Raw genomic sequence first — 22910 nt, forward strand, 5'->3', positions numbered from 1 at the left:
TACAGGTACGGAGCCCTGTAGAAGGCACGGAGCCCTACGGAGGGCACGGAGCCCGCCCTACAGATACAGCCCGGTCGAATCCACCGAACCCTCGAACCGGTCGGCGGCCACCGCGTGCAGATCGCGCTCCCGCATCAGGACGTACGCCACGCCCCGCACCTCGACCTCGGCACGGTCCTCGGGGTCGTACAGCACCCGGTCGCCGGGCTCCACCGTCCGCACGTTCTGCCCGACCGCGACGACGACGGCCCAGGCGAGGCGCCGGCCCACCGCGGCCGTGGCCGGGATCAGGATGCCGCCGCCGGAGCGCCGCTCGCCCTCGGACGCGTCGTTCCGCACCAGCACCCGGTCGTGCAGCATCCGGATGGGCAGCTTGTCGTCGTCGGCGGAGCCGGTGGCGCCGCGGTGGCCCTCGTGGGTGTTGTCGCTCACGCCCGCAACCTACCTGCCGGACCCCGGACCGTACGCCTCCGGGTGCGGAACGCCACCGGACGCGCACCGGCCGGCCACCACCGGTCGCTCGCGGCGGCCTACTTGCGGCGGCGCCCGGACAAGGTGAGCAGCCCCACCACGCCGACCACCAGCAGAGCCGCGGGAATCACCCGCTCCAGCCGCGGAGAGCCGTCCTCCGCGACGAACTGCGCCTTCACCTCCGACACCGAGCGGTTCACCGCGACGAAGGCACGGCCGGCCGTCCGGTCCACGGACTGGGCCGCCTTCGCCTTGGCGTCACCGATGATCGTCTTCGGGTGTACCCGCACCCCGATCTCGTCGAGCACCACAGCGAGCTGCTCGCGCCTGCTGATGATGTCCGCCTCGATCTGCGCAGGGGTCCTGGCATCCGACACTGCGCCGCCTCCGTGGTCGTCGTCCGGTAAACCTTCGTCTGAACCTTCATCGACAGTCTGTCAGCTCGAACCCCCGCACACCCGGCGGCACCCCTATTACCCTCGGTCCCGTCCGACCCGTGCACCACCCGAGGAGAACCACATGAGCGAGCGACTGAAGCCCGGCGACACCGCTCCCGCCTTCACCCTTCCCGACGCCGACGGCAACGAGGTGTCGCTCGCGGACCACAAGGGCCGCAAGGTCATCGTGTACTTCTACCCGGCCGCTCTTACCCCCGGATGCACCAAGCAGGCCTGCGACTTCACCGACAACCTCGACCTCCTGACGAGCGCCGGGTACGACGTCATCGGCGTCTCCCCCGACAAGCCGGAGAAGCTCGCGAAGTTCCGCGACACGGAGAACCTCAAGGTCACTCTGGTGGGCGACCCGGCCAAGGAAACCTTGGAGGCCTACGGCGCCTTCGGCGAGAAGAAGCTCTACGGCAAAGTGGTGACGGGCGTGATCCGTTCCACCGTCGTCGTCGACGAGGACGGCAAGATCGAGCACGCGTTCTACAACGTGAAGGCGACCGGCCACGTCGCGAAGATCATCAGGGATCTGGGCATCTGACGTCCCCCGCCCGGGGCGCCGGCGCCCCGGGCCACCCCTCGCACGATTCCGGCGATCACGGCGATTCCGACCGGCGGCCGGCCGGAGAACGTGTTCAGATCATGTGAGGGAGATCGCATCGGCCCACGAAGTCGGTTTGCGACCGCCATGACTGCGCAGAAGCTTTTCCTGGAACGCACTCCGAGGAAAGGACCCGGCCATGGCGGCCTCCGACCCCCACCAGGCGGCCGACCCCGAAGCGGTCAAACGCCACCCCACGCTCTTCCGGGCCATCAGGAAGCGGCGGAACCCGCGGCTGCGCCGGACGGACATCACGGTCACCGACGACGCCGCGGTCAAGCGCGCCGTGAAAGCCGCCTCCCTGGGTAACGCCATGGAGTGGTTCGACTTCGGGATCTACTCCTACCTGGCCGTGACGATCGGACACGTGTTCTTCCCGTCCGGGAACGAGACCACGCAGCTCCTCTCCTCCTTCGCGACCTTCGCGGTGGCCTTCCTCGTACGGCCGCTCGGCGGCATGTTCTTCGGCCCGATGGGCGACAAGGTCGGCCGCAAGAAGGTCCTCGCACTGACGATGATCCTGATGGCGGTCGGCACGTTCGCGATCGGCCTGATCCCCTCGCACGACACGATCGGCGTCTGGGCCGCGGTCCTGCTGATCTTCTTCCGGATGCTCCAGGGCTTCTCGACGGGCGGTGAGTACGGCGGCGCCTCGACGTTCATCGCCGAGTACGCCCCCGACAAACGGCGCGGCTTCTTCGGCAGCTTCCTGGAGTTCGGCACCCTGGCCGGCTACGTGGGTGCGGCAGGCCTCGTGACGGCCCTGTACGCCCTGCTGAACGACGCGCAGATGGAGACCTGGGGGTGGAGGATCCCGTTCCTCGTCGCGGGCCCGCTGGGCCTGGTCGGCCTCTACCTGCGACTGCGCCTGGACGAGACCCCGGCCTTCCAGAAGCTGGAGGGCGGCACGGCGCACGCGAGCGAGGCGGCGGACGGCGTCGAGTCCACGGCCAAGGGTGACCTCGCGAAGATCTTCCGGCAGTACTGGCCGACGCTGATCCTCTGCATCTGCCTGGTCGGCGCGTACAACATCACCGACTACATGCTGCTGTCGTACATGCCGACGTACCTCTCCGACGAGCTCGGCTACAGCGAGACCCACGGGCTGCTGATCCTGCTGGCGGTGATGGTGTTCCTGATGACGATCATCAGCCAGGTCGGCAAGCTGTCCGACCGCTTCGGCCGCAAACCGCTGCTGATGGCGGGGATGCTGGGCTTCCTGTTCCTCTCCCTCCCCGCGTTCCTCCTCATCCGGGTGGACGGCATCCTCCCGATCACCATCGGCATGCTGATGCTGGGCCTCTCCCTGGTCTGCATGCTCGGCACGATGTCGGCGGCCCTCCCGGCCCTGTTCCCGACGAACGTCCGCTACGGGTCCCTGTCGGTCGGCTACAACCTCTCCGCGTCGATCTTCGGCGGCACGACCCCGCTGGTCATCACGGCCCTGATCAGCTGGACCGGCTCCAACCTGATGCCCGCGTACTACGCGATGGCGGCGGCCCTGGTCGGCCTGATCGCGGTCGCCTGCATGAAGGAGACCGCCCAGCAGCCGCTGATCGGCTCCCCGCCGTCGGTCGAGACGGACGAGGAGGCGGCGGAACTGGTCCAGTCACAGGCGCCGGACCCGAAGTTCTGACCCGCTCCCTTCCGGCCCCCTCGGAGGAACGGCCCGTTCCGCGTCCTCACCGGAATCCGGGCGTGACTGTCCGATAAACGGTTCGTTACTCCGTACGGGGCTGCGAACGCACGGCCGGGACGGAGGGGGCAGCTCATGGGGAACAGCCCGTACACACGGGAGCGGCTGGCGGAGGCGGCATCGTCGTCGCGCACGCTCTCGGAGGCGCTGACGAAGCTGGGGGTGGATCCGAAGAGTCCGACGCGGCGGTACGTTCGCGACCGTATGAGGAAGATGGGCATTCCCACCCAGCACTTCCAGCGCGAGGGCGCCCGGTGGACGAAGGAAGTACTCGAGCCCGTGGTCGCCGTGTCCACGAGCGTCTACGAAGTGCTGCGTCGTATCGGCCTGGAGTCCGTGGGGGGCCACCACACCAACATCAGCAGACGCATCAAGGCATACGGCATTGATACGTCGCACTTCGCCCGGCCCTCACGGGCGGGGACGAAGCATCGCCGGCTCTCGCCCCAGGACCTGCTGGTGGACGACCGCTCACCGGACGCTCGCCGGATCCCCAGCTCTCGTCTCAAGCTCGCCATGGCCGAGCTCGGCGTGCCGGAACACTGCGCCCACTGCGGAACGGAACCGCTGTGGCGCGGTCGGCCGCTTCCGCTGGAGGTCGATCACATCAATGGGAGGTGGACGGACAACCGCCTGGACAACTTGCGGCTCCTCTGCCCCAACTGCCATTCGGCGACCGACAACTATCGCGGCCGGGGCAAGGGCAGCCGTGCCCGGCTCGGAGGAAACCGGTGAGCCAGAGACAGCGGTACACCCGCGAGCGTCTGGCCGAGGCCGCAGAACGTTGCGCCAACATGGACGAAGTCATCACGTTCCTGGGCACCCGCCCCTACGGACAACTGCGGCGCCATCTACGGAGACGGTTCACCCACTTCGGCATAGACGTATCCCACTTCGAGCACCACGGTTCGGGCGCTGCCGCCTCGTGCCCCTCCGGGGACAAGCTCCGCGAGGCCGTGGCGGTCTCACGCTCCGTCGCGGAGCTGCTCCGCAGACTCGGGCGCCGCGACAACGAGTATCAACGGAACCTGTTACGGCGATGGATCACCGAAGAGGGCTTGTCGACCTCGCACTTCCTCGGTCAGGCCCACCAGCGCGGCCGCCCCGGACCGACCCCCGCCAAACGTCCCGACGAGACGCTGGTGAAGCGCACGGGCGGGCTTCGCACGAAGACCACGCTCCTGCGCCGGGCCCTGCGCGAGATCGGCATACCCGAGCAGTGCGACGAGTGCGGAACCGAGCCTGTCTGGCACGGGTCGCCCATCACGCTGGAGGTCGACCACATCAACGGTGACCGGAGTGACGACCGCGCCGAGAACCTTCGACTGCTGTGCCCGAACTGCCACGCCATCACCACCACCTGGTGCCGCGGCGGAGCACGCGGCCTCACCCATCGATGAAAGTCGCCCATCACCTCCGGGACTGGCCCGGTACGATGACATGCGTCTGGCGGCGGTGGTGCAACTGGCGACACAGCAGACTTAGGATCTGTGGCCCGTGAAACGGCTTGAGGGTTCGAATCCCTTCCGCCGCACCGAGAACGGCCTGCGAACCGAAGACTGGTTCGCAGGCCGTTTCTGTCACCCCGCCAGCTCCCGCACCACCGGCACCAGCGCCCGGAACGCCTTCCCCCGGTGGCTGATCGCGTTCTTCTCCGCCGGGGTCAGCTCCGCGCACGTGCGGGTCTCGCCCTCCGGCTGGAGGATCGGGTCGTAGCCGAAGCCGCCCGTGCCGGACGGGGTGTGGCGCAGGGTGCCGTTCAGGCGGCCCTCGACCACGTGTTCCGTGCCGTCGGGGAGGGCCAGGGCGGCGGCGCAGGCGAAGTAGGCGCCGCGGTGTTCGTCGGCGATGTCGCCGAGCTGGGCCAGGAGCAGGTTCAGGTTGGCCACGTCGTCGCCGTGGGTACCGGACCAGCGGGCCGAGAAGATGCCGGGGGCGCCGCCCAGGACGTCCACGCAGAGGCCCGAGTCGTCGGCGACGGCGGGGAGGCCGGTGGCGCTCGCCAGGGCGTGGGCCTTGAGGAGCGCGTTCTCGGCGAAGGTGACGCCGGTTTCCTTGACGTCGGGGATGTCGGGGTACGCGTCCGCGCCGACGAGGTCGAGGTCGAGTCCCGCGTCGGCGAGGATGGCGTGGAGTTCGGTGATTTTCCCGGCGTTGCGGGTGGCGAGGATCAGGCGCTTCATGGGGCGATTATCGCCCTGGGCGGCCAGGGCGGGCCGTGGTGCCCCGCCCTGGCCGCCCGACCGCCGCCGATCGGGAGAGGGCGCCCTACGGGCTGCAGACCTTGCCGATCTCCGTCGCCGCGTCCGTCACCGGGGTGATGTCGGGGGTGGCGTCGCCGGCCTCGACGGACTTGCGGACATCCGAGACGCCCGCCTGGAGGTCGTCGACGGCCTTGGAGAGGTCGGCGTTGTCCGTGGTGTCGTCGAGCTTCTTCAGCTCGCGGTCGATCTCGTCCAGGGACTCGGAGGCCTGGGTGATGTCCTCGGAGGCGTTGGAGACGGCCTGCTGGAGCTTGCCGACGCTGGTGGCGATCGCGTCGGCGGTGCGGACGCAGTCGAGCGCCTTGTCGAGGCCGGCGCAGCCCGCGGCCGTGGTCAGCGTCAGCAGGGTGGCGGCGGTGGCGAGTGCGAGGCGTTGGTGGCGGCGCGATGCCATGGTTCGGTCCCTCCCCGGGGATCGTTACGTGGACGGGCGCACGGTTCGACCCGTGCGCCCGTATCCGTAACGACGCTCTGTGGTGCGTATTTGGTTGCTTCTTTACCCGCGGAGGGCGGGTCGCTACGCGTCCTGGGTGCGGGCGAGTGCGTCGCGCTGGAGTGCGGCGAGGTCGACGCAGCCGGCGGTGGCGAGGTCGAGGAGCGCGCCGAGTTCCTCGCGGTCGAAGGGTGCGCCCTCGGCGGTGCCCTGGACCTCGACGAAGCGGCCGTCACCGGTGCAGACGACGTTCATGTCGGTCTCGGCGCGGACGTCCTCCTCGTAGCAGAGGTCGAGGAGCGGGGTGCCGTCGACGATGCCGACGCTGATGGCGGCGACGGTGTCGGTGAGCGGCTTGCGGCCGGCCTTGACGATCTTCTTGCCCTGGGCCCAGGCGACGGCGTCGGCGAGGGCGACGTAGGCGCCGGTGATGGCGGCCGTACGGGTGCCGCCGTCGGCCTGGAGGACGTCGCAGTCCAGGACGATGGTGTTCTCGCCGAGGGCCTTGTAGTCGATGACGGCGCGCAGCGAACGGCCGATCAGGCGGCTGATCTCGTGGGTGCGGCCGCCGATCTTGCCGCGTACGGCTTCGCGGTCGCCGCGGGTGTTGGTGGAGCGGGGCAGCATGGAGTACTCGGCGGTGACCCAGCCTTCGCCGCTGCCCTTGCGCCAGCGCGGGACGCCTTCGGTGACGGAGGCGGTGCAGAAGACTTTGGTGTCGCCGAAGGAGATGAGGACTGAGCCCTCGGCGTGCTTGCTCCAGCCGCGTTCGATGGTGACGGGGCGGAGCTGTTCGGGGGTGCGGCCGTCGATGCGAGACATGGGCCCGACCTTATCCGGTGGCGGGGGTGGCTCCGTTCGGGTGTGTTGGCGGCCGCCGTGGACCCGCGGTGGTGACCTCCGTGGACCGCGCGCGGGGGTGTTCGGGACATGGCGCGGCCCCGCCCTCCGGTGGGGGACGGGGCCCGCGGTTCCGGCGTGGGGTCAGCCGGTCACATCATGTCTTCGATGTCGGCGGCGATGGGGTCCGCGTCGGTGCCGATGACGACCTGGATCGCGGTGCCCATCTTGACGACGCCGTGGGCGCCGGCGGCCTTGAGGGCGGCTTCGTCGACCTTGCTGGGGTCGTGGACCTCGGTGCGGAGGCGGGTGATGCAGCCTTCGATCTCGTCGATGTTGTCGATACCGCCGAGCCCGGCGACGATCTTCTCAGCCTTGGTGGCCATGTCCTTCTCCCTGGTTTCGCGCGCAGACGGCCGCCCGCTGCGGGTCCGTTTCGTCACGGTAACGCACGGTTGGCCCAACTTCACGAGCGGGTAACCGGATGATCCCGAAAGATGATGATCACCGGCGCCCTGCCTTCGGGACGGACCCCGGACCGTGACGCAACTGGTCTACACCAGTTTGCAACGACCGCCAAACGTGAAGTGTTCCGGGAGGACGCCCATGAGTTCGAGCGCCGCTGCGGTACCGCAGCAGAAATGGTGGAACGGACCGGTCCAGGGCCTCCAGAAGGTCGGGCGGAGCCTTCAGCTCCCGGTGGCCGTCCTCCCCGCCGCCGGTCTGCTCGTCAGCCTCGGCAACCTCTTCAGCTCGTATCTGGACGGAGCCTTCTGGGACAAGACCTCCAAGGTCCTGCTCAACGGCGGCGGCGCGATCCTCGACGGCGAGCTGGGCCTGCCCCTGCTGTTCTGCATCGGCGTCGCCATCGGCTTCGCGAAGAAGGCGGACGGCTCGACCGCCCTGGCGGCCGTCGTCGGCTTCCTGGTCTACCGGGGCGTACTGACCGCCTTCCCCATCGACGGCACCGTGACGGAGGCCCTGCCCGACGGCGAGCCGCAGAACCCCGGCGTGCTCGGCGGCATCCTGATCGGGCTGCTGACCGCGGTCGTCTGGCAGCGCTACCACCGCACCAAGCTGGTCGACTGGCTCGGGTTCTTCAACGGGCGGCGGCTGGTGCCGATCCTGATGGCGTTCCTCTGCGTGATCCTCGGCGTGCTGTTCGGCCTGCTGTGGCAGCCGGTGGGCGACGGGCTGACCTGGTTCTCCAAGCAGCTGATCGACCTCGGCTCGTGGGGTGCGGCGATCTTCGGCTTCGCGAACAGGCTGCTGATCCCGATCGGCATGCACCAGTTCCTGAACACGTTCTTCTGGTTCCAGGCGGGCGAGTACACCGGAACGGACGGCCAGACCGTGCAGGGCGACATCTCCCGGTTCTTCGCCGGGGACCCGTCGGCGGGCCAGTTCACCTCGGGCTTCTTCCCGATCATGATGTTCGGCCTGCCGGCCGCCGCCCTGGCCATCACCCACTGCGCGCGGCCCGAGCGCCGCAAGGAGGTGGCGGGCCTGATGGTCTCGGTGGCGCTGACCTCGTTCGTGACGGGTGTGACCGAGCCGCTGGAGTTCTCGTTCATGTTCGTCGCGCCGCTGCTGTACGGCGTGCACGCGGTGCTCACCGGGGCGTCGATGGGCATCACCTGGCTGCTGGGGGTGCACGCGGGGTTCAGCTTCTCGGCCGGGTTGATCGACTACGTCGTCAACTGGCATCTGGATACGAAGCCCTGGCTGATCATCCCGATCGGCGCGGGCTTCGCGGTCGTCTACTACGTGGTCTTCCGGTTCGCGATCACCAAGTTCGACCTCAAGACACCGGGGCGCGAACCGGAGGAGATCGAGAGGGAGATCGAGAAGGACCTCACCAAGTAGCGCGACGCGGCAAGGATCCCGGGCCTTCGGACCCGGCCCGCACGGCACGTACGAGGCCCTCGGACCACCCGGTCCGGGGGCCTTCGGCATGTCACCGAAAGTGCCGGATCTGCTACTGCGAATAAGCAGGGAATTGCAGGTTCCTTATCTAACCCTCACCGTGCTAAAACTGGTCTACACCACTGAGTGGTCCAGACCACGGCTGTCTGCCGGCGTCTGTCGAGTCGCCGCCTCCCCGCATCAACGACCTGGGCGGCACCGTGTCCCATGGAGGAAGTTGATGACCACGGCTGAGACCGCACCCGCGGCCGAGAAGAAGAAGGGCGCCGGCGCGATGGCCGTCATGCAGCGCATCGGCCGCAGCCTCATGCTGCCGGTCGCCGTGCTGCCGGCCGCCGCACTCCTGGTCCGCCTCGGCGACAAGGACATGCTGGGCCGTGAGTCGTTCCCGACCTTCGTCACGAAGCTCGCCGGCTACATGTCCGCGGGCGGCAACGCGCTCCTCGACAACATGGCCCTGCTGTTCGCCGTCGGCATCGCGATCGGCTTCGCGAAGAAGTCGGACGGCTCCACCGCTCTGGCCGCCGTCACCGGTTACCTGGTCTTCAAGAACGTGCTGTCCACGTTCACGGACCCGAACCTGGACAAGGTCGCCAAGGTCATCGACGGCAAGATCGTCATGACCGAGGCGCCGGTGGACGCCAAGGTGCTCGGCGGTGTCGTGATGGGCATCGTGGTGGCCCTGCTCTACCAGCGCTTCTACCGCACCAAGCTGCCCGACTGGGCGGGCTTCTTCAGCGGCCGCCGCCTGGTCCCGATCCTCTCCGCCCTCGCGGGTCTGCTCATCGGTATCGTCTTCGGTCTGATCTGGCCGGTCCTCGGCACGGGTCTGCACAACTTCGGTGAGTGGCTGGTCGGCTCCGGCGCGGTCGGCGCGGGCATCTTCGGTGTCGCCAACCGTGCGCTGATCCCGGTCGGCATGCACCACCTGCTGAACTCCTTCCCGTGGTTCCAGGCGGGCGAGTACAACGGCAAGAACGGCGACATCGCCCGCTTCCTGGAGGGCGACCCCACCGCCGGACAGTTCATGACCGGCTTCTTCCCGATCATGATGTTCGCCCTTCCGGCGGCCTGCCTCGCGATCGTCCACTGCGCCCGCCCGGAGCGCCGCAAGGTCGTCGGCGGCATGATGTTCTCCCTCGCGCTGACCTCGTTCGTCACCGGTGTGACCGAGCCGATCGAGTTCACGTTCATGTTCGTCGCCCCGGTGCTGTACGCGATCCACGCGGTGCTGACCGGTGTGTCGATGGCCCTGACCTGGGCGCTCGGCATGAAGGACGGCTTCGGCTTCTCGGCCGGTCTGGTCGACTTCGGGCTCAACCTGGGCATCGCCACCAAGCCGTGGCTGCTGGTGCTGGTCGGTCTCTGCTTCGCGGTGGTCTACTACGTGATCTTCCGGTTCGCGATCACCAGGTTCAACCTGCCGACCCCCGGCCGGGAGTCGGACGAGGAACTCGCCGAGCTCCAGAAGGCCGAGGCGAAGTAGCCTCCGCCGCACGGAGCACGCACCACGCCGAAGCCCCCGCCGCCCGAAGACGTCTTTCGGGGGGCGGGGGCTTCGGCGTACCCGTCACACCGGGCGCCCGGCTCTCAGATCTCGTACACCGCGCCCGGGGCCGCCAGTTCCACCGGGCCCGGGTAGACCGCACGGGCGTCGGCGGCGTTGCGGTCGGCGTCGGTCCACGGCGGGATGTGGGTGAGGACGAGCCGGCGCGCTCCGGCGCGGGCCGCCGCCTCGCCGGCCTCGCGGCCGTTGAGGTGCAGGTCCGGGATGTCCTCCTTGCCGTCGACGAACGACGCCTCGCAGAGGAACAGGTCCGCGTCCCGGGCCAGGTCCTCCAGGGCGTCGCAGGTCCCCGTGTCGCCGGAGTAGGCGAGGACGGAGCCGCCGTGCTCGATCCGGATGCCGAAGGTGTCGACGGGGTGGCAGAGCTTCTCCGTACGGACCGAGAAGGGGCCGATCCCGAAGGACTGGGACTTGAGGGTGTGGAAGTCGAAGACCTCGCTCATCGCCCGGTCGGACGGGGTGTCCCCGTGGGCGGCGGTCAGCCGCTGCTCGGTGCCCTCGGGCCCGTAGACCGGGAGGGGGACGGGGCGGGCGCCGTCGTGGCGGTAGTAGCGCACGACGAAGTACGCGCACATGTCGATGCAGTGGTCGGCGTGCAGATGGCTGAGGAAGATCGCGTCGAGGTCGTAGAGACCGACGTGGCGCTGCAACTCGCCGAGGGCGCCGTTGCCCATGTCGAGGAGCAGCCGGAAGCCGTCGGCCTCTACGAGATAGCTCGAGCATGCCGAACCCGTGGAGGGGAACGAGCCGGAGCAGCCGACGACGGTGAGCTTCATGGAGCGTGAACCTCCGGTACGCGGGAACGGGGAGGGTTCGTGCGATTCCGCCGGAGCTTCGTACGGTGCCTGCGGAATGGGTTCTGCGGTTTGTCGAGCGTAAGGCGCGAAACTCCGCGTCGCTCCTCCGCTGCCCTCCGTTGTGGGGGAACTCACCTGCTCTGTCACCGGTTCGATGGAAGCGCGCCCACCGGCCGCCCCGTCGTGCCCGTCCCGGCCGCCGGTACGGTCGGGGGATGAACACGTTCTGGTGGGTGGCGCTGGTCGCCGTGGTTCTGCTGGCGCTCGTGGCCGCGGTGGTGGACGGGCGGGGGCGCTCGGACCGCGGTCCGCGCTCACGCCGGCCCCGGCAGCCGGTGGGGTCGACCCGGCCGCCGTCCCGGCCATCGCGGCCTTCCGGTCCGGAGGGGCGTGGGGACGGGCGTGCGCCTCGGGCCGGTGAGGTGTGGTGGGCCGATGTGCCGTACGAGGACGGGCCCGGGTCGAAGGACCGGCCGTGTCTGGTGATCTCGGTACGGGGGCGGGGCCGGGGGCGCACGGCGCTGGTCGCGAAGATCACCAGCAAGCATCACGAGGAGCGGCCCGGGGTGATCGCGCTGCCCGCGGGGACGGTCGGGGACCGGCAGGGGCGGCAGAGCTTCCTGGAGACGGACGAGCTGCGCGAGGTCCGGATCGCCGGGTTCCGGCGGCGGGTGGGGGCGGTGGACCCGGAGCTGTGGGAGCGGGTGCGCGGGCTGGGGGCGGGGTGAGGGGCGGGGCCCTTGCGGGGCGCTGCCCCGGGCCCCGCTCCTCGATCGTCGGAGGGGCTTGAGAGACGTCCTCAAGCGCCGGACGGGCGGAGGTGGCCCGGACCGGACCGGTGGAGGGAGTGTCCTCGACCGCCGGACGGGCCGGATCGGCCCGGGGCGGGGTGCGGGGTCACGCCCAGAGCTGGCCGTGCAGCGTTTCGATCGCCGCTTCCGTCGTCTCCGCCGTGTAGACGCCCGTGGACAGGTACTTCCAGCCGCCGTCCGCGACGACGAAGACGATGTCGGCGCTCTCCCCCGCCTTGACCGCCTTGTTGCCCACGCCGATCGCCGCGTGGAGGGCGGCGCCGGTGGAGACGCCCGCGAAGATGCCCTCCTGCTGGAGGAGTTCGCGGGTGCGGGTGACCGCGTCGGCGGAGCCCACGGAGAAGCGGGTGGTGAGGACCGAGGCGTCGTAGAGCTCGGGGACGAAACCCTCGTCGAGGTTGCGCAGGCCGTAGACCAGGTCGTCGTAGCGCGGTTCGGCGGCGACGATCTGGATGCCGGGGCGGTTCTCGCGGAGGTAGCGGCCGACGCCCATGAGGGTGCCGGTGGTGCCGAGGCCCGCGACGAAGTGGGTGATGGACGGGAGGTCGGTGAGGATCTCGGGTCCGGTGGTGGCGTAGTGGGCGCCCGCGTTGTCCGGGTTGCCGTACTGGTAGAGCATCACCCAGTCCGGGTGCTCCGCCGACAGCTCCTTCGCGACGCGGACGGCGGTGTTGGAGCCGCCCGCGGCCGGGGAGGAGATGATCTCGGCGCCCCACATGGCGAGCAGGTCGCGCCGTTCCTGGGAGGTGTTCTCCGGCATGACGCAGACGATGCGGTAGCCCTTGAGCTTGGCCGCCATGGCGAGCGAGATGCCGGTGTTGCCGCTGGTGGGCTCCAGGATGGTGCAGCCGGGTGTCAGGCGGCCGTCCTTCTCCGCCTGTTCGACCATGTGGAGCGCGGGGCGGTCCTTGATCGAGCCGGTGGGGTTGCGGTCCTCCAGCTTGGCCCAGATCCGTACGTCGTCGGACGGGGACAGCCGGGGCAGACGCACCAGAGGTGTGTTGCCCACGGCTGCCAGCGGGGAGTCGTACCGCATCAGCGCATGCCGCCGGCGACGGCCGGGAGGATCGTGACGTTGTCGCCGTCGCTGAGCTTGGTGGAGATGCCGTCGAGGAAGCGGACGTCCTCGTCGTTGAGGTAGACGTTCACGAAGCGGCGGAGCTGTTCGCCGTCGACAATGCGCTCACGGATGCCGGTGTGGCGGCTCTCCAGGTCGGCGAAGAGGTCGGCGAGGGTGTCCCCGTTGCCTTCGACGGCCTTCGCGCCGTCGGTGTAGGTGCGGAGGATGGTCGGGATGCGGACCTCGATGGCCATGGCGTGGGCTCCTGTCGAAAGCGTGGAGGTGGCGTGGGGCGCGCGTTTCTGCCCCCGCGCAGGGGGTGGTGCGGGTGGTGGGCGCGCGGACCGCGGCTCAGGCCGGGCGGCTCACGGGCAGGCTGCGGGCGGGACAGATCGCGCTGGCGAGCCTGCACAGGTCGACGTGCAGCCGCGCTACGAGCAGCGTGCCCGGCGTCCTGTTGCTCACGTCATGGGGAACCATGCGGGCATCGTATCGATTCCCTGTGCGGAAACCCGAGTGTCGTATCAGATGGTGGATGGTGGACGACCGCTATGTGGACAACGCGGGGCGGGCGAGCCCTTCCGGCAGGTAGACGACGGTGGGTGCGCCGGTCTTCGGGTGGGTGCTGACCTCGGCGGCGACGCCGTACACCTCGGCCAGGAGGGCGGCCGTGAGGACCTCTTCCGGGGTGCCGGAGGCGACGACGCCGCCGTCCTTGAGGACGTAGAGGCGGTCGCAGTAGTACGCGGCGAGGTTGAGGTCGTGCAGGGCGAGGAGGTTGGTGGTGCCGAGGTCGCGGACCAGGGAGAGGATCTCCAGCTGGTAGCGGATGTCCAGGTGGTTGGTCGGCTCGTCCAGGACGACGAGCGACGGCTGCTGGACCAGGGCGCGGGCGACCAGGGCGCGCTGGCGTTCGCCGCCGGAGAGGGAGGCGAACGTACGGGGTTCGAGGGCGGCGATGCCGACCCGGGCGAGGGCCTCGGTGACCAGGGCGGTGTCGGCGGCGGTGTCCGTCTCCCAGAACCGCTTGTGCGGGGCGCGGCCCATCGCGACGACCTGGCCGACGGTGAGCTCGAAGCCGGCGTGGCCGTCCTGCGGGACGGTGGCGATGCGCTGGGCGCGGGCCTTCACGGGGAGGGTGGCGAGGTCGTCGCCGTCGAGGAGGACGCGGCCGTGGGTGGGGCGCAGGGTGCCGTAGACGCAGCGCAGGAGGGTGGTCTTGCCGCTGCCGTTGGGGCCGACGAGGCCGACGGTCTCGCCGTCGGCGGCGGTGAGGTCGACGGCGTCGACGAGGTGGCGGCCCTCGCCGACGCCGTACGAGAGGCCCTCGGTGCGCAGGGTGGTCACGGGCGGGCTCCTCGGGCGGGCGGTGTCGTCGGGCGGGTTCCCCCGGAGTGCGGCAGCGTCACGCGGGTGCTCCTTCGGGGCGGCGGCGGAGCATCCAGAGGAAGAACGGGCCGCCGGTCAGCGCGGTGAGGACGCCGACCGGGATGTCCTGCGGGGCGGCGAGCGTCCGGGCGGCAAGGTCGGCGAGGACCAGGAACACCGCTCCACCGAGGGCGACGACCGGGAGCAGGGCGCGGTGCGCGGCGCCGACGGCCATCCGGGCCATGTGCGGGACCATCAGGCCGACGAAGCCGATCGCCCCGCTGTACGCGACGAGCGCCCCGGTCATCAGGGAGGCGAGGACGAAGACGGCGGCCCGGAAGCGGGCGGTGTCGAGGCCGAGGACGGTCGCGCCCTCCTCCCCCACCAGGAGCAGGTCGAGCGGGCGGGCCAGGGTGAGGAGGACGGCGGTGCCGACGGCCAGGGTGACGGTGGGGAGCGCGAGCATGTCCCAGCGGGCCGCGCCGAGGCCGCCGAGGGTCCAGTAGAGGACTTCCTGGAGGTGGTCGGCGCGGGCGGAGGTGACCAGGATCAGGCTGGTCAGGGCGGAGAGGACGTAGGAGACGGCGACCCCGGCGAGGACGAGCCGGTTGGTGGTGAGGCCGCCTCCGCCGCGGGCCAGGGTGTAGACGAGGAGCAGCGAGAGCAGCGCGCCCGCGAAGGCCGCGGCGGGGATGGTGACGGTGGTGGCGAGGGTGGCGCCGATGCCGAGGACGATCACGAGGACGGCGCCGGTGGAGGCGCCGGAGGAGACGCCGAGGAGGAACGGGTCGGCGAGCTGGTTGCGGACGAGGGCCTGGAGGACGGTGCCGATGACGGCGAGTCCGGCGCCGACGACGATGCCGAGGAGCACCCGGGGCAGCCGGACGTCCAGGACGATCGTGCGGAAGGGGCTCGCGTCCGCCCGCCCGGTCAGGATGTCGAGGACCTGGCCGGGCGGGATGCGGACGGAGCCGAGAGCGAGTGCGGCGAGCACGGCGGCGGCGAGGAGCGCGGCGAGGGCGCCGAGCACCAGGGTGTAGCGGAGCAGCCGCCGCGGTGCGGGGGTGCGGCAGCTCACGGGGTGGTGGCCCCCGGGTGGAGCTGGGCGGCGAGCTTGTCGACGGCGGCGGGGACGCGGACGCCGAGGACGGCGTCGGAGAGCGGCATGACCGCGAAGCGCTTGTTCTTGACGGCGGGGACGTCGGCGAGGGCCGGGTCGGTGAGGAGGCGCTTCTTCTTCTGTTCGACGGTGGTGGCGCCGTAGTCGTAGATCACGATGACCTCGGGCCTGCGGTCGACGACGTTCTCCCAGGAGGCGTCGCCGAAGGGCTTGTCGAGGTCGGCGAAGACGTTGGTGCCGCCGGCCCGTTCGATCAGTTCGTTGCCGATGCCCTCGCCGCCCGCGGTGAAGGCGGTCTTGTCGCCGCTGTCGTAGACGAAGACGGAGACGGGCTTCAGGTCGGCGAGCTTCTTCGCGGTGGCGGCGTTGTCGGCCTTGGCCTGCTTGATCCAGGCCTCGGCGCGGTCGGCGACGCCGAAGGTGCGGCCGACCTCGCGGATCTCCTCGTAGAGGGTGTCCATGGGCTGGTCGCCCCGGGTGCAGCTCTCGGTGTTGAGCCGGGTCTCGATGCCGGACTTCTTCAGCGCCTCGCGGCCGCGGCCGTCGCCGGCGGTGAAGGCGCTGCTGTAGCCGCCGTAGACGAAGTCGGGGTCGGCGGCGAGGACCTGCTCGTAGGAGGGGTACTCCTTGGCGATGACCGGGACGGAGGCGTAGTCCGCCGCGTACTTCGGCAGGACCTGGTCGTCGAGGTAGGCGGTGCCGACGAGGGACTTCTTCAGGCCCAGTTCCAGCATGATCTCGGTGACGTGCTGGTTCATGGTGACGACGCGCTTCGGCGGGGCCTGGAAGGTGGTGGTGACACCGCAGTTCTTCACGGTGTACGGGAAGCCGTCGCTCTTCGCCGCGGCCTTCTCCCCGGTGGCGGCGTCGCCGTCCGGGGTGGAGCAGGCGGTGAGGGCGAGCGGGAGCAGCACGGCGGCGGCTATGAGCGCGGGGGTGCGCCGGGACATGGCGAGGCCTCTCCGGGGGATTTCCGCGTCCCCTGGTCGATGCGTGAAGGCGGCGGGCCAGTTCCTGACTTCCGGGCCGCCCTCCGGTGCGTCGTCGTCCGCTGGGGAGTCGTCCGCGTGGGAGGGGGCCCGGTCACAGTGGCGGGACCGTGCCGGATTCGCACCGGCTTCCTGGTTCCTGCTGCCTTGATCGGTTCTGGGGGCAGTGTGCCAGACCCGTGCGGGGGCCCCGCGCGGGCACCCCGGTGCGCCCCCGGTGGGTCAGTACGCCTCGACGACCCGCACGTCTTCCTCGGTGATCTCGCCGTCCACGATGCGGTACGAGCGGAACTGGAAGGGCCCGGCGTCGTCGGTGTCGGCGGTGGAGACCAGGACGTAGTGGGCGCCGGGCTCGTTGGCGTAGGTGACGTCGGTGCGGGAGGGGTAGGCCTCGGTCGCCGTGTGCGAGTGGTAGACGATCACGGGCTCCTCGTCGCGGTCGTCCATCTCGCGGTAGAGCTTGAGGAGGTCGGCCGAGTCGAACTCGTAGAACGTGGGCGAGCGGGCGGCGTTGAGCATCGGGATGAAGCGCTCGGGGCGGTCGGTCCCGGCCGGGCCCGCGACCACTCCGCACGCCTCGTCGGGGTGGTCGGCGCGGGAGTGGGCGACGATCTGGTCGTGGAGCGCCTGGGTGATGGTCAGCATGGCGCCAGGATAAGACCGGCCGGCAATGGGGAGGTGGGAGAAGGAGCGGGGCTGGGTGCGTGCAGCTGCAAGGCGGAGGAATGAGCCAACGCGGAGCGTTGGTGATGGACGACAACGCCGCAGATGCGCGTGCCCAGCCCCGCGACGCCGCCCCCCAATTGCCGGCCGGTCTGCGGCAGAGGCCCCTCGCGTACCGGTGGGTGGTACGCGAGGGGCCGCATGCTGGACGCCGTCGGCCTTTGGGGCGGCCGGGGCGGTCCGGGAGGAGGGCGGTGTGGGGCCCGCCCCCGGGGTCAGCGGGTCTCGGCGGAGGTCTTCTCCGGGGCCGACGGGTTGCGCGACCGGAGCGCCCGGTAGGAGACGAAGAGGATGAGCGCCCACAGCGGTGCGCAGTAGAGCGAGATCCTGGCGTCCTTGTCGATCGCCATCATCACGATGACCATGCCGATGAAGGCGAGGGCGAACCAGCTCGTGTACGGGGCTCCGGGGGCCTTGAACGAGGACTGCGGCAGGAGGCCCGCGTCGGCCATGCGGCGGTAGCGGATCTGGCTGACCAGGATCATGATCCAGGCCCACATGCCGGAGATCGTGGCGAAGGAGACGACGTAGTTGAACGCCTCGCCGGGCCACTGGTAGTTGATCCCGACGCCGACGAGCATCAGGGCGGCGGAGAACGTGGTGCCCACCAGCGGCAGGCCGTTCTTCGTCAGCTTGGTGAAGGCGCGGGGACCCTGGCCGTTGAGGGCGAGGTCGCGGAGCATGCGGCCGGTGGAGTACATGCCGGAGTTGCAGGAGGAGAGCGCCGCGGTGAGGACGACGAAGTTGACGATGGCGGCGCCGACGCCGAACCCCATCTCCTCGAAGGCCTTCACGAACGGGGAGACGCCGGGCTTGAAGGTGGACCACGGCACGACCGAGAGGATCATGATCAGGGCGCCGACGTAGAAGACGGCGATGCGCCACGGCACGGTGTTGATGGCCTTGGGCAGCACGGTCTTGGGGTCCTTGGACTCTCCGGCGGTGACGCCGACGAGTTCCACGGCGAGGAAGGCGAACATGACGATCTGGAGCGTCATGAGCGTGCCGGTGATGCCGTTGGGGAAGAAGCCGCCGTCGTTCCAGAGGTTGGCGACGGTGGCGGTGTCGCCGGCGTCGGAGAATCCGACGGTGAGGACGCCCGCGCAGATCAGGATCATGCCGATGATCGCGGTGACCTTGACCATGGAGAACCAGAACTCCAGCTCACCGAAGAGCTTCACGGAGATCAGGTTGGCGCCGTACAGAATGACGGTGAACACGAGGGCGGAGAGCCACTGCGGAATGTTCCACCAGTACGTCATATAGGTGGCGGCGGCGGTGACTTCGGTGATTCCGGTGACGACCCAGAAGAGCCAGTAGGTCCAGCCGGTGACGAATCCGAAGAACGGGCCGAGGAATTCCCGGGCGTACTCCGAGAAGGAGCCGGAGACCGGGCGGTACATGAGGAGTTCGCCCAGGGCCCGCATGATGAAGAAGATGACCAGGCCCGCGATGACGTAGGCCAGGATGAGGCTGGGCCCGGCCCGGTCGATGGCTTTGCCCGCGCCGAGGAAGAGCCCGGTGCCGATGGCCCCGCCGATGGCGATCATCTGAATCTGACGAGCGCCCAGACCGCGCTGGTATCCCTCGCCACTGGTCCCGGAGTCCCCGGCGTCGCCGCCGGGCCGACCCTTGTCGATGTGTCCCTCGTCGACCTGCGCCGATGTCATGGTGGTGCGCCTTTCTCCACGCCGATCCGCGCCTCACAAGGCTGCGGATCAGGTCCTGATCCCCCCGGATATGGATGGAGTGCCGCCGGCGTTCGGCCGGTTTGTGGCGCCCCCGGGAACAGGGGTGGCGTCCCCGGGTGGTCGTGAAGATTTATCACGGCCGTCACGGGACACCGTGGGACATTCTGTGGCGCACGACACAGGAAAAAGCGGGCAAGGGGTTCCGTCGGGGCACGAAAAGCCCGGATCACTTGGTCCGATCGTTATGCGGATCTGAGCGTCCGTTGAGCGAACGGAGGGTGCCCACCCGCCCCGGCGCGGCGGATGGGCACCCTCTCCGTTCACGGCTTCGCCGCATTACGGCATTACGGCATGAGCGTTTCGACGAGTGTTTCCTGGAGGGCGCCGAGCCAGAGGTAGGCCATCACCATGGGCTTGCGCGGATCGGCGTCGGGGAGCCGGTAGAGCGAGCCCTCCTGACCCTCGTCCTCGTCGGAGACCTCCAGCCGGGTGCCGATGGTCAGGCGCAGGTCGTTGAGGGAGCGGAGCCAGCTGCGGCACTCGTCGCCGGTGAGGGTGAGGACGGCGCCGCCGTCCCCGGCGGGCGAGAGCGCGTCCAGGGTGCGGACGACGGTGACGGCGTCCTCGCGCTTGCCCGAGCGCAGGTCGTTCTCGGTGAAGCGGCGGAATTCGGAGGACAGCTCGCGCAGCTCCTCCTCCGGCTTTCCGCCCTCGGCCGGCCGGTCGGGGCCGCCGTAGGCGTCGGGGAAGAGCCGGGCGAGCGCCGGGTCGGACGGCGGCTTGCTGGGGCCCTCGGCGAAGAGGGCGGCGAGCGGGTCCTCGCCGTCGGCGGGCGTCACGCCCGGGCCGATCAGTTCGAGCAGCTGGACGGCGAGGGAGCGCAGGATGGAGATCTCGACCTCGTCGAGCGCGACGGCCGCGCCGCCGCCTGGGGTGGCCTCGAAATGGCCGGCCATGGATTCTCCGATGGTGGGTCGAACGGGGCGGGTGGGGGCGGGGCGAGGGGCGGGGGCGCGGGAAGCCCTGGAGGGGTCAGTCGCGGTCCTGGGTGAGGGTGGCCCACAGCCCGTATCCGTGCATGGCCTGGACGTCGCGTTCCATCTCCTCGCGGCTCCCGCTGGAGACGACGGCGCGGCCCTTGTGGTGCACGTCCATCATGAGCCGGTGGGCCTTGTCCTTCGGGTAGCCGAAGTAGGCCTGGAAGACATAGGTCACATAGCTCATGAGGTTGACCGGGTCATTGTGGACGAGCGTCACCCACGGGACGTCCGGCTCGGGGACCGCGAAGGTCTCCTCGGCCGAATCGGGACGTTCGATCTCTAGCGGGGTAGCAACGCTCACCTGTCCCATGCTGCCACCCGGGCGGGTCCCGTGCACAAACGGACCCCACATCTCGTCACTTTGACGAATAGGGGGTAGCATCCCAGCCATGAACTCAGCGGACCTCGGGCGACGGGTCGGCGTTCCGTCGACCGCGCTCTTCACCGACCAGTACGAGCTGACCATGGTGCAGGCGGCCCTCAAGGCCGGTACCGCCGACCGGCACTCGGTCTTCGAGGCGTTCACCCGCCGGCTGCCCGAGGGGCGGCGCTACGGGGTCGTCGCGGGCACCGGCCGGGTGCTGGACGCGGTGGAGAACTTCCACTTCGACGACGAGATGATCGGCTTCCTCCGGCAGCAGGGGATCGTCGACGAGCCCACCCTCGAATGGCTGGCCGGCTACCGCTTCAGCGGCGACATCTGGGGCTACCCGGAGGGCGAGGTCTACTTCCCCGGCTCCCCGGTCCTGCGGGTGGAGGGTTCCTTCGCCGAGTGCGTGCTGCTGGAGACGGTGATCCTCTCCATCCTCAACCACGACTCCGCCATCGCCGCCGCCGCCTCGCGGATGTCGGCCGCCGCCGGGGGCCGCCGGCTGATCGAGATGGGCGCGCGCCGCACCCACGAGCTGTCCGCGGTCGCCTCGGCCCGCGCCGCGTACGTCGGCGGTTTCGACGCCACCTCCGACCTGGCGGCGGGCTTCCGCTGGGCGATCCCGACGGTCGGCACGAGCGCGCACGCCTTCACCCTGCTGCACGACACCGAGCGCGACGCGTTCCGGGCGCAGGTGGACTCGCTGGGCCGGGGCACGACCCTGCTGGTCGACACGTACGACGTGACCGAGGCGGTCCGGGCGGCCGTCGAGATCGCGGGGCCCGAGCTGGGCGCCGTACGGATCGACTCCGGAGACCTGCTCCTGGTGGCGCACCGGGTGCGGCAGCAGCTGGACGAGCTGGGGGCGACGGGGACGAAGATCGTGGTGACCTCGGACCTGGACGAGTACGCCATCGCCTCGCTGGCCGCCGCTCCGGTGGACGCGTACGGGGTCGGCACCCAGCTGGTCACCGGGAGCGGGCACCCCACGTGCTCGATGGTCTACAAGCTGGTGGCCCGCGCCGGCTCGGCGGAGCCGGACGCCCCGCTGGTGCCGGTGGCGAAGAAGTCGCTCGGCGCGAAGTCCTCCAAGGGTGGGCGCAAGTGGGCCGCCCGCCGGACCGACGCGCACGGCGTCGCCGAGGCCGAGGTGATCGGCACCGGCCCGGTCCCCGCCGAGCCGGCCAACCGGCAGCTGCTGGTGGAGCTTGTCCGGGGCGGCGAGGTGGTCGCCCGCGAGCCGCTGGACGCGGTGCGGGAGCGGCACGTGGCCGCGCGCGCGGGGCTGCCGATGTCGGCGATCCAGCTGTCGCGGGGCGAGCCGGTGATCCCGACCGAGTACGCCTGAGAACGGCGCGGGGCGGCCCGCCGCGGGCCGTCCCGGCGTCCGGACCGGCCGGATCCGCAACCGGGGGTTTGGCGGACGGGCTTGATTGTGACGGTCCAGTGCCTAGGCTCGGACCCGCGGGCACACCCGAAGACCCCGGCATCCCCGTCCCGCCCGCCGCCGCCCCGCTCCGACCCCAGCCGCTCCCGCCCTACCCGCTCCGCCCGCCACCCGCTCCCCATCCGCTCCCGCCCCCACCGAAGGACACCCGCCATGCACCGCGCATTGATCGTCGTGGACGTTCAGAACGACTTCTGCGAGGGCGGCAGCCTCGCGGTGGCGGGCGGTGCCGACGTCGCCGCAGCCATCACCGACCTGATCGGCGACGCCCAGCCCGGCTATCGCCATGTGGTGGCCACCCGCGACCACCACATCGACCCGGGCGACCACTTCTCGCCCAACCCGGACTTCGAGCACTCCTGGCCGGTGCACTGCGTCGCCGGCACGGAGGGCGTCGGCTTCCACCCGAACTTCGCTCCCGCCGTCGCCTCCGGCGCGATCGACACGGTGTTCGACAAGGGGGCCTACGCGGCCGCGTACAGCGGGTTCGAGGGCTCCGACGAGAACGGGATCGGGCTGGCCCAGTGGCTGCGCGACCGCGACGTCACCGAGGTCGACGTCGTCGGCATCGCCACCGATCACTGCGTGCGGGCCACCGCGCTGGACGCGGCGCGTGAGGGCTTCGTCACGCAGGTGCTCCTCGACCTGACCGCGGGCGTGTCCGGGGCGACCACGGAGCGGGCCCTGACCGAGATGCGCACGGCGGGCGTGAAGCTCTCCGGCACACCGGTCGTCGCCTAGCGCCTGCCGGACGCCCCGCGCCGAAACCGGACCACGCGCCTCCGCCCGCCTACGCGGCCGGGCGGGCCGGTCCGGCGTACCCGGCGGGGCCCAGCAGGGCCCTGATCGGGTGCCACAGCTCCTGGGACGACTGGGATGCCTGGGGCGACAGGGAGGACTGGGGCGACCGGGGTGTGAGGCCCGGCGGACCGGCCTGGTCCGCCTGCGGGGCGGCCCGCCACAGCAGACCGTCCGGATGGTGCAGCACCGCCGTGACCTCGTCCGGCGTGGGCGGCCGGTCGTTGCCGCGCAGGTAGACCGCCCGCAGCCCCAGATTGCGCAGCCTGGTCAGGGCGCGCGCCCGGTTCGCCGCGTGCACCAGCACCCGCACCGGGGCCCCGGGCCCCGCTCCCGTACCGCCGCAGGGGCCTGTTCCGTCGGCCGGTCTGGTCAGGGTCAGTGCGACCACCACCGTGCCGTTCGGCAACCTGCAGAAACCTCCGCCAGCCATGCTCCGCGCTCCCCCGTG

General features: G+C 70.4%; 27 protein-coding genes, 1 tRNA gene and 1 riboswitch. Of the genes, 10 read left to right on the forward strand and 18 right to left on the reverse strand.

Annotation, left to right across the window (positions count from 1 at the left end):
* Window positions 1–57 precede the first annotated feature (57 nt).
* Both OG245_RS13000 and OG245_RS13005 read right to left on the reverse strand, forming a co-directional pair.
* Window positions 58–432 (reverse strand): co-chaperone GroES, encoded by a 375-nt coding sequence (locus tag OG245_RS13000; protein ID WP_007450657.1) that lies wholly within the window; start codon window positions 430–432, stop codon window positions 58–60.
* A 98-nt stretch (window positions 433–530) separates the two neighbouring features.
* Entirely contained in the window at window positions 531–848 is a 318-nt protein-coding gene (locus tag OG245_RS13005) for a DUF3618 domain-containing protein (protein ID WP_371623681.1), read from the reverse strand.
* A 142-nt stretch (window positions 849–990) separates the two neighbouring features.
* Between OG245_RS13005 and bcp the strand changes: the two genes are divergently transcribed.
* From bcp to OG245_RS13030, 5 genes are all read left to right on the forward strand, one after another.
* On the forward strand, window positions 991–1458 hold the full coding sequence (bcp, locus tag OG245_RS13010) for a thioredoxin-dependent thiol peroxidase (protein ID WP_069753813.1): 468 nt from the start codon (window positions 991–993) through the stop codon (window positions 1456–1458).
* A gap of 199 nt (window positions 1459–1657) precedes the next feature.
* Window positions 1658–3154, forward strand: a complete 1497-nt coding sequence (gene proP / locus OG245_RS13015) for a glycine betaine/L-proline transporter ProP (RefSeq protein ID WP_371623682.1) — start codon at window positions 1658–1660, stop codon at window positions 3152–3154.
* Window positions 3155–3289: 135 nt separating this feature from the next.
* Window positions 3290–3949 carry an HNH endonuclease gene (locus tag OG245_RS13020; protein WP_371623683.1) on the forward strand — a complete coding sequence of 220 codons (660 nt, stop codon included), beginning with the start codon at window positions 3290–3292 and terminating at the stop codon, window positions 3947–3949.
* A complete protein-coding gene (locus tag OG245_RS13025) occupies window positions 3946–4614 on the forward strand; it encodes an HNH endonuclease signature motif containing protein (RefSeq protein WP_371623684.1) in 669 nt (222 codons plus the stop codon). Before OG245_RS13020 ends, OG245_RS13025 begins: the two co-directional genes overlap by 4 nt.
* Before the next feature lie 49 nt (window positions 4615–4663).
* Window positions 4664–4748: transfer RNA gene (locus OG245_RS13030), tRNA-Leu, on the forward strand.
* A 46-nt stretch (window positions 4749–4794) separates the two neighbouring features.
* Here OG245_RS13030 and rdgB read toward each other — a convergent pair.
* The 4 genes from rdgB to OG245_RS13050 form a co-directional block, all read right to left on the reverse strand.
* Window positions 4795–5397 (reverse strand): RdgB/HAM1 family non-canonical purine NTP pyrophosphatase, encoded by a 603-nt coding sequence (rdgB, locus tag OG245_RS13035; protein ID WP_371623685.1) that lies wholly within the window; start codon window positions 5395–5397, stop codon window positions 4795–4797.
* Window positions 5398–5482: 85 nt separating this feature from the next.
* Window positions 5483–5872 (reverse strand): hypothetical protein, encoded by a 390-nt coding sequence (locus OG245_RS13040; RefSeq protein WP_371623686.1) that lies wholly within the window; start codon window positions 5870–5872, stop codon window positions 5483–5485.
* A gap of 123 nt (window positions 5873–5995) precedes the next feature.
* Window positions 5996–6733 (reverse strand): ribonuclease PH, encoded by a 738-nt coding sequence (rph, locus tag OG245_RS13045; protein ID WP_371623687.1) that lies wholly within the window; start codon window positions 6731–6733, stop codon window positions 5996–5998.
* A gap of 170 nt (window positions 6734–6903) precedes the next feature.
* Window positions 6904–7194, reverse strand: a complete 291-nt coding sequence (locus OG245_RS13050) for a glucose PTS transporter subunit EIIB (protein ID WP_078625861.1) — start codon at window positions 7192–7194, stop codon at window positions 6904–6906.
* A 163-nt stretch (window positions 7195–7357) separates the two neighbouring features.
* Between OG245_RS13050 and OG245_RS13055 the strand changes: the two genes are divergently transcribed.
* Window positions 7358–8617 (forward strand): PTS transporter subunit EIIC, encoded by a 1260-nt coding sequence (locus tag OG245_RS13055; protein WP_371623688.1) that lies wholly within the window; start codon window positions 7358–7360, stop codon window positions 8615–8617.
* Window positions 8618–8897: 280 nt separating this feature from the next.
* Window positions 8898–10163 (forward strand): PTS transporter subunit EIIC, encoded by a 1266-nt coding sequence (locus OG245_RS13060; protein ID WP_371623689.1) that lies wholly within the window; start codon window positions 8898–8900, stop codon window positions 10161–10163.
* Window positions 10164–10267: 104 nt separating this feature from the next.
* Here the strand turns inward: OG245_RS13060 and OG245_RS13065 are convergent, their stop codons facing one another.
* A complete protein-coding gene (locus OG245_RS13065) occupies window positions 10268–11020 on the reverse strand; it encodes an MBL fold metallo-hydrolase (protein ID WP_371623690.1) in 753 nt (250 codons plus the stop codon).
* Between the two features lie 236 nt (window positions 11021–11256).
* On the opposite strand from OG245_RS13065, the gene OG245_RS13070 reads away from it, so the two are divergent.
* The gene (locus OG245_RS13070; protein ID WP_371623691.1) at window positions 11257–11769 is read left to right on the forward strand and encodes a type II toxin-antitoxin system PemK/MazF family toxin; all 513 of its coding nucleotides are present in this window, start codon (window positions 11257–11259) and stop codon (window positions 11767–11769) included.
* 169 nt (window positions 11770–11938) lie between these two features.
* On the opposite strand, the gene OG245_RS13075 is transcribed toward OG245_RS13070, so the two are convergent.
* From OG245_RS13075 to clpS, 10 genes are all read right to left on the reverse strand, one after another.
* Window positions 11939–12889: a PLP-dependent cysteine synthase family protein gene (locus tag OG245_RS13075; protein WP_371623692.1), complete on the reverse strand. Its 951-nt coding sequence runs from the start codon at window positions 12887–12889 to the stop codon at window positions 11939–11941.
* Window positions 12889–13167: a MoaD/ThiS family protein gene (locus OG245_RS13080; protein WP_006124874.1), complete on the reverse strand. Its 279-nt coding sequence runs from the start codon at window positions 13165–13167 to the stop codon at window positions 12889–12891. The genes OG245_RS13075 and OG245_RS13080 overlap by 1 nt, the downstream gene beginning before the upstream one ends.
* 97 nt (window positions 13168–13264) lie before the next feature.
* Window positions 13265–13393: a putative leader peptide gene (locus OG245_RS13085; RefSeq protein WP_257002268.1), complete on the reverse strand. Its 129-nt coding sequence runs from the start codon at window positions 13391–13393 to the stop codon at window positions 13265–13267.
* A gap of 69 nt (window positions 13394–13462) precedes the next feature.
* Window positions 13463–14260: an ABC transporter ATP-binding protein gene (locus OG245_RS13090; protein ID WP_371623693.1), complete on the reverse strand. Its 798-nt coding sequence runs from the start codon at window positions 14258–14260 to the stop codon at window positions 13463–13465.
* A 58-nt stretch (window positions 14261–14318) separates the two neighbouring features.
* Complete coding sequence (locus OG245_RS13095) at window positions 14319–15359, reverse strand: FecCD family ABC transporter permease (RefSeq protein ID WP_371623694.1); 1041 nt, start codon at window positions 15357–15359, stop codon at window positions 14319–14321.
* On the reverse strand, window positions 15356–16351 hold the full coding sequence (locus OG245_RS13100; protein ID WP_371623695.1) for an ABC transporter substrate-binding protein: 996 nt from the start codon (window positions 16349–16351) through the stop codon (window positions 15356–15358). Before OG245_RS13100 ends, OG245_RS13095 begins: the two co-directional genes overlap by 4 nt.
* A gap of 58 nt (window positions 16352–16409) precedes the next feature.
* Window positions 16410–16528, reverse strand: a riboswitch (cobalamin riboswitch).
* Window positions 16529–16612: 84 nt separating this feature from the next.
* Window positions 16613–17035 (reverse strand): Mov34/MPN/PAD-1 family protein, encoded by a 423-nt coding sequence (locus OG245_RS13105; protein WP_007450621.1) that lies wholly within the window; start codon window positions 17033–17035, stop codon window positions 16613–16615.
* Between the two features lie 293 nt (window positions 17036–17328).
* Entirely contained in the window at window positions 17329–18783 is a 1455-nt protein-coding gene (locus OG245_RS13110; protein ID WP_371623696.1) for an amino acid permease, read from the reverse strand.
* 365 nt (window positions 18784–19148) lie between these two features.
* Complete coding sequence (locus OG245_RS13115) at window positions 19149–19760, reverse strand: DUF2017 domain-containing protein (RefSeq protein WP_371623697.1); 612 nt, start codon at window positions 19758–19760, stop codon at window positions 19149–19151.
* Window positions 19761–19836: 76 nt separating this feature from the next.
* The gene (gene clpS / locus OG245_RS13120) at window positions 19837–20154 is read right to left on the reverse strand and encodes an ATP-dependent Clp protease adapter ClpS (protein ID WP_371623698.1); all 318 of its coding nucleotides are present in this window, start codon (window positions 20152–20154) and stop codon (window positions 19837–19839) included.
* A gap of 79 nt (window positions 20155–20233) precedes the next feature.
* On the opposite strand from clpS, the gene OG245_RS13125 reads away from it, so the two are divergent.
* Both OG245_RS13125 and OG245_RS13130 read left to right on the forward strand, forming a co-directional pair.
* Window positions 20234–21562, forward strand: coding sequence for a nicotinate phosphoribosyltransferase (locus OG245_RS13125; RefSeq protein WP_371623699.1), 1329 nt, complete (start codon window positions 20234–20236; stop codon window positions 21560–21562).
* Between the two features lie 252 nt (window positions 21563–21814).
* The gene (locus OG245_RS13130; protein WP_371623700.1) at window positions 21815–22402 is read left to right on the forward strand and encodes an isochorismatase family protein; all 588 of its coding nucleotides are present in this window, start codon (window positions 21815–21817) and stop codon (window positions 22400–22402) included.
* Between the two features lie 49 nt (window positions 22403–22451).
* On the opposite strand, the gene OG245_RS13135 is transcribed toward OG245_RS13130, so the two are convergent.
* Window positions 22452–22892 carry a hypothetical protein gene (locus OG245_RS13135; protein WP_371623701.1) on the reverse strand — a complete coding sequence of 147 codons (441 nt, stop codon included), beginning with the start codon at window positions 22890–22892 and terminating at the stop codon, window positions 22452–22454.
* Window positions 22893–22910 lie beyond the last annotated feature (18 nt).

The organism is Streptomyces sp. NBC_01116 (genome assembly GCF_041435495.1).
Taxonomy (GTDB): domain Bacteria; phylum Actinomycetota; class Actinomycetes; order Streptomycetales; family Streptomycetaceae; genus Streptomyces.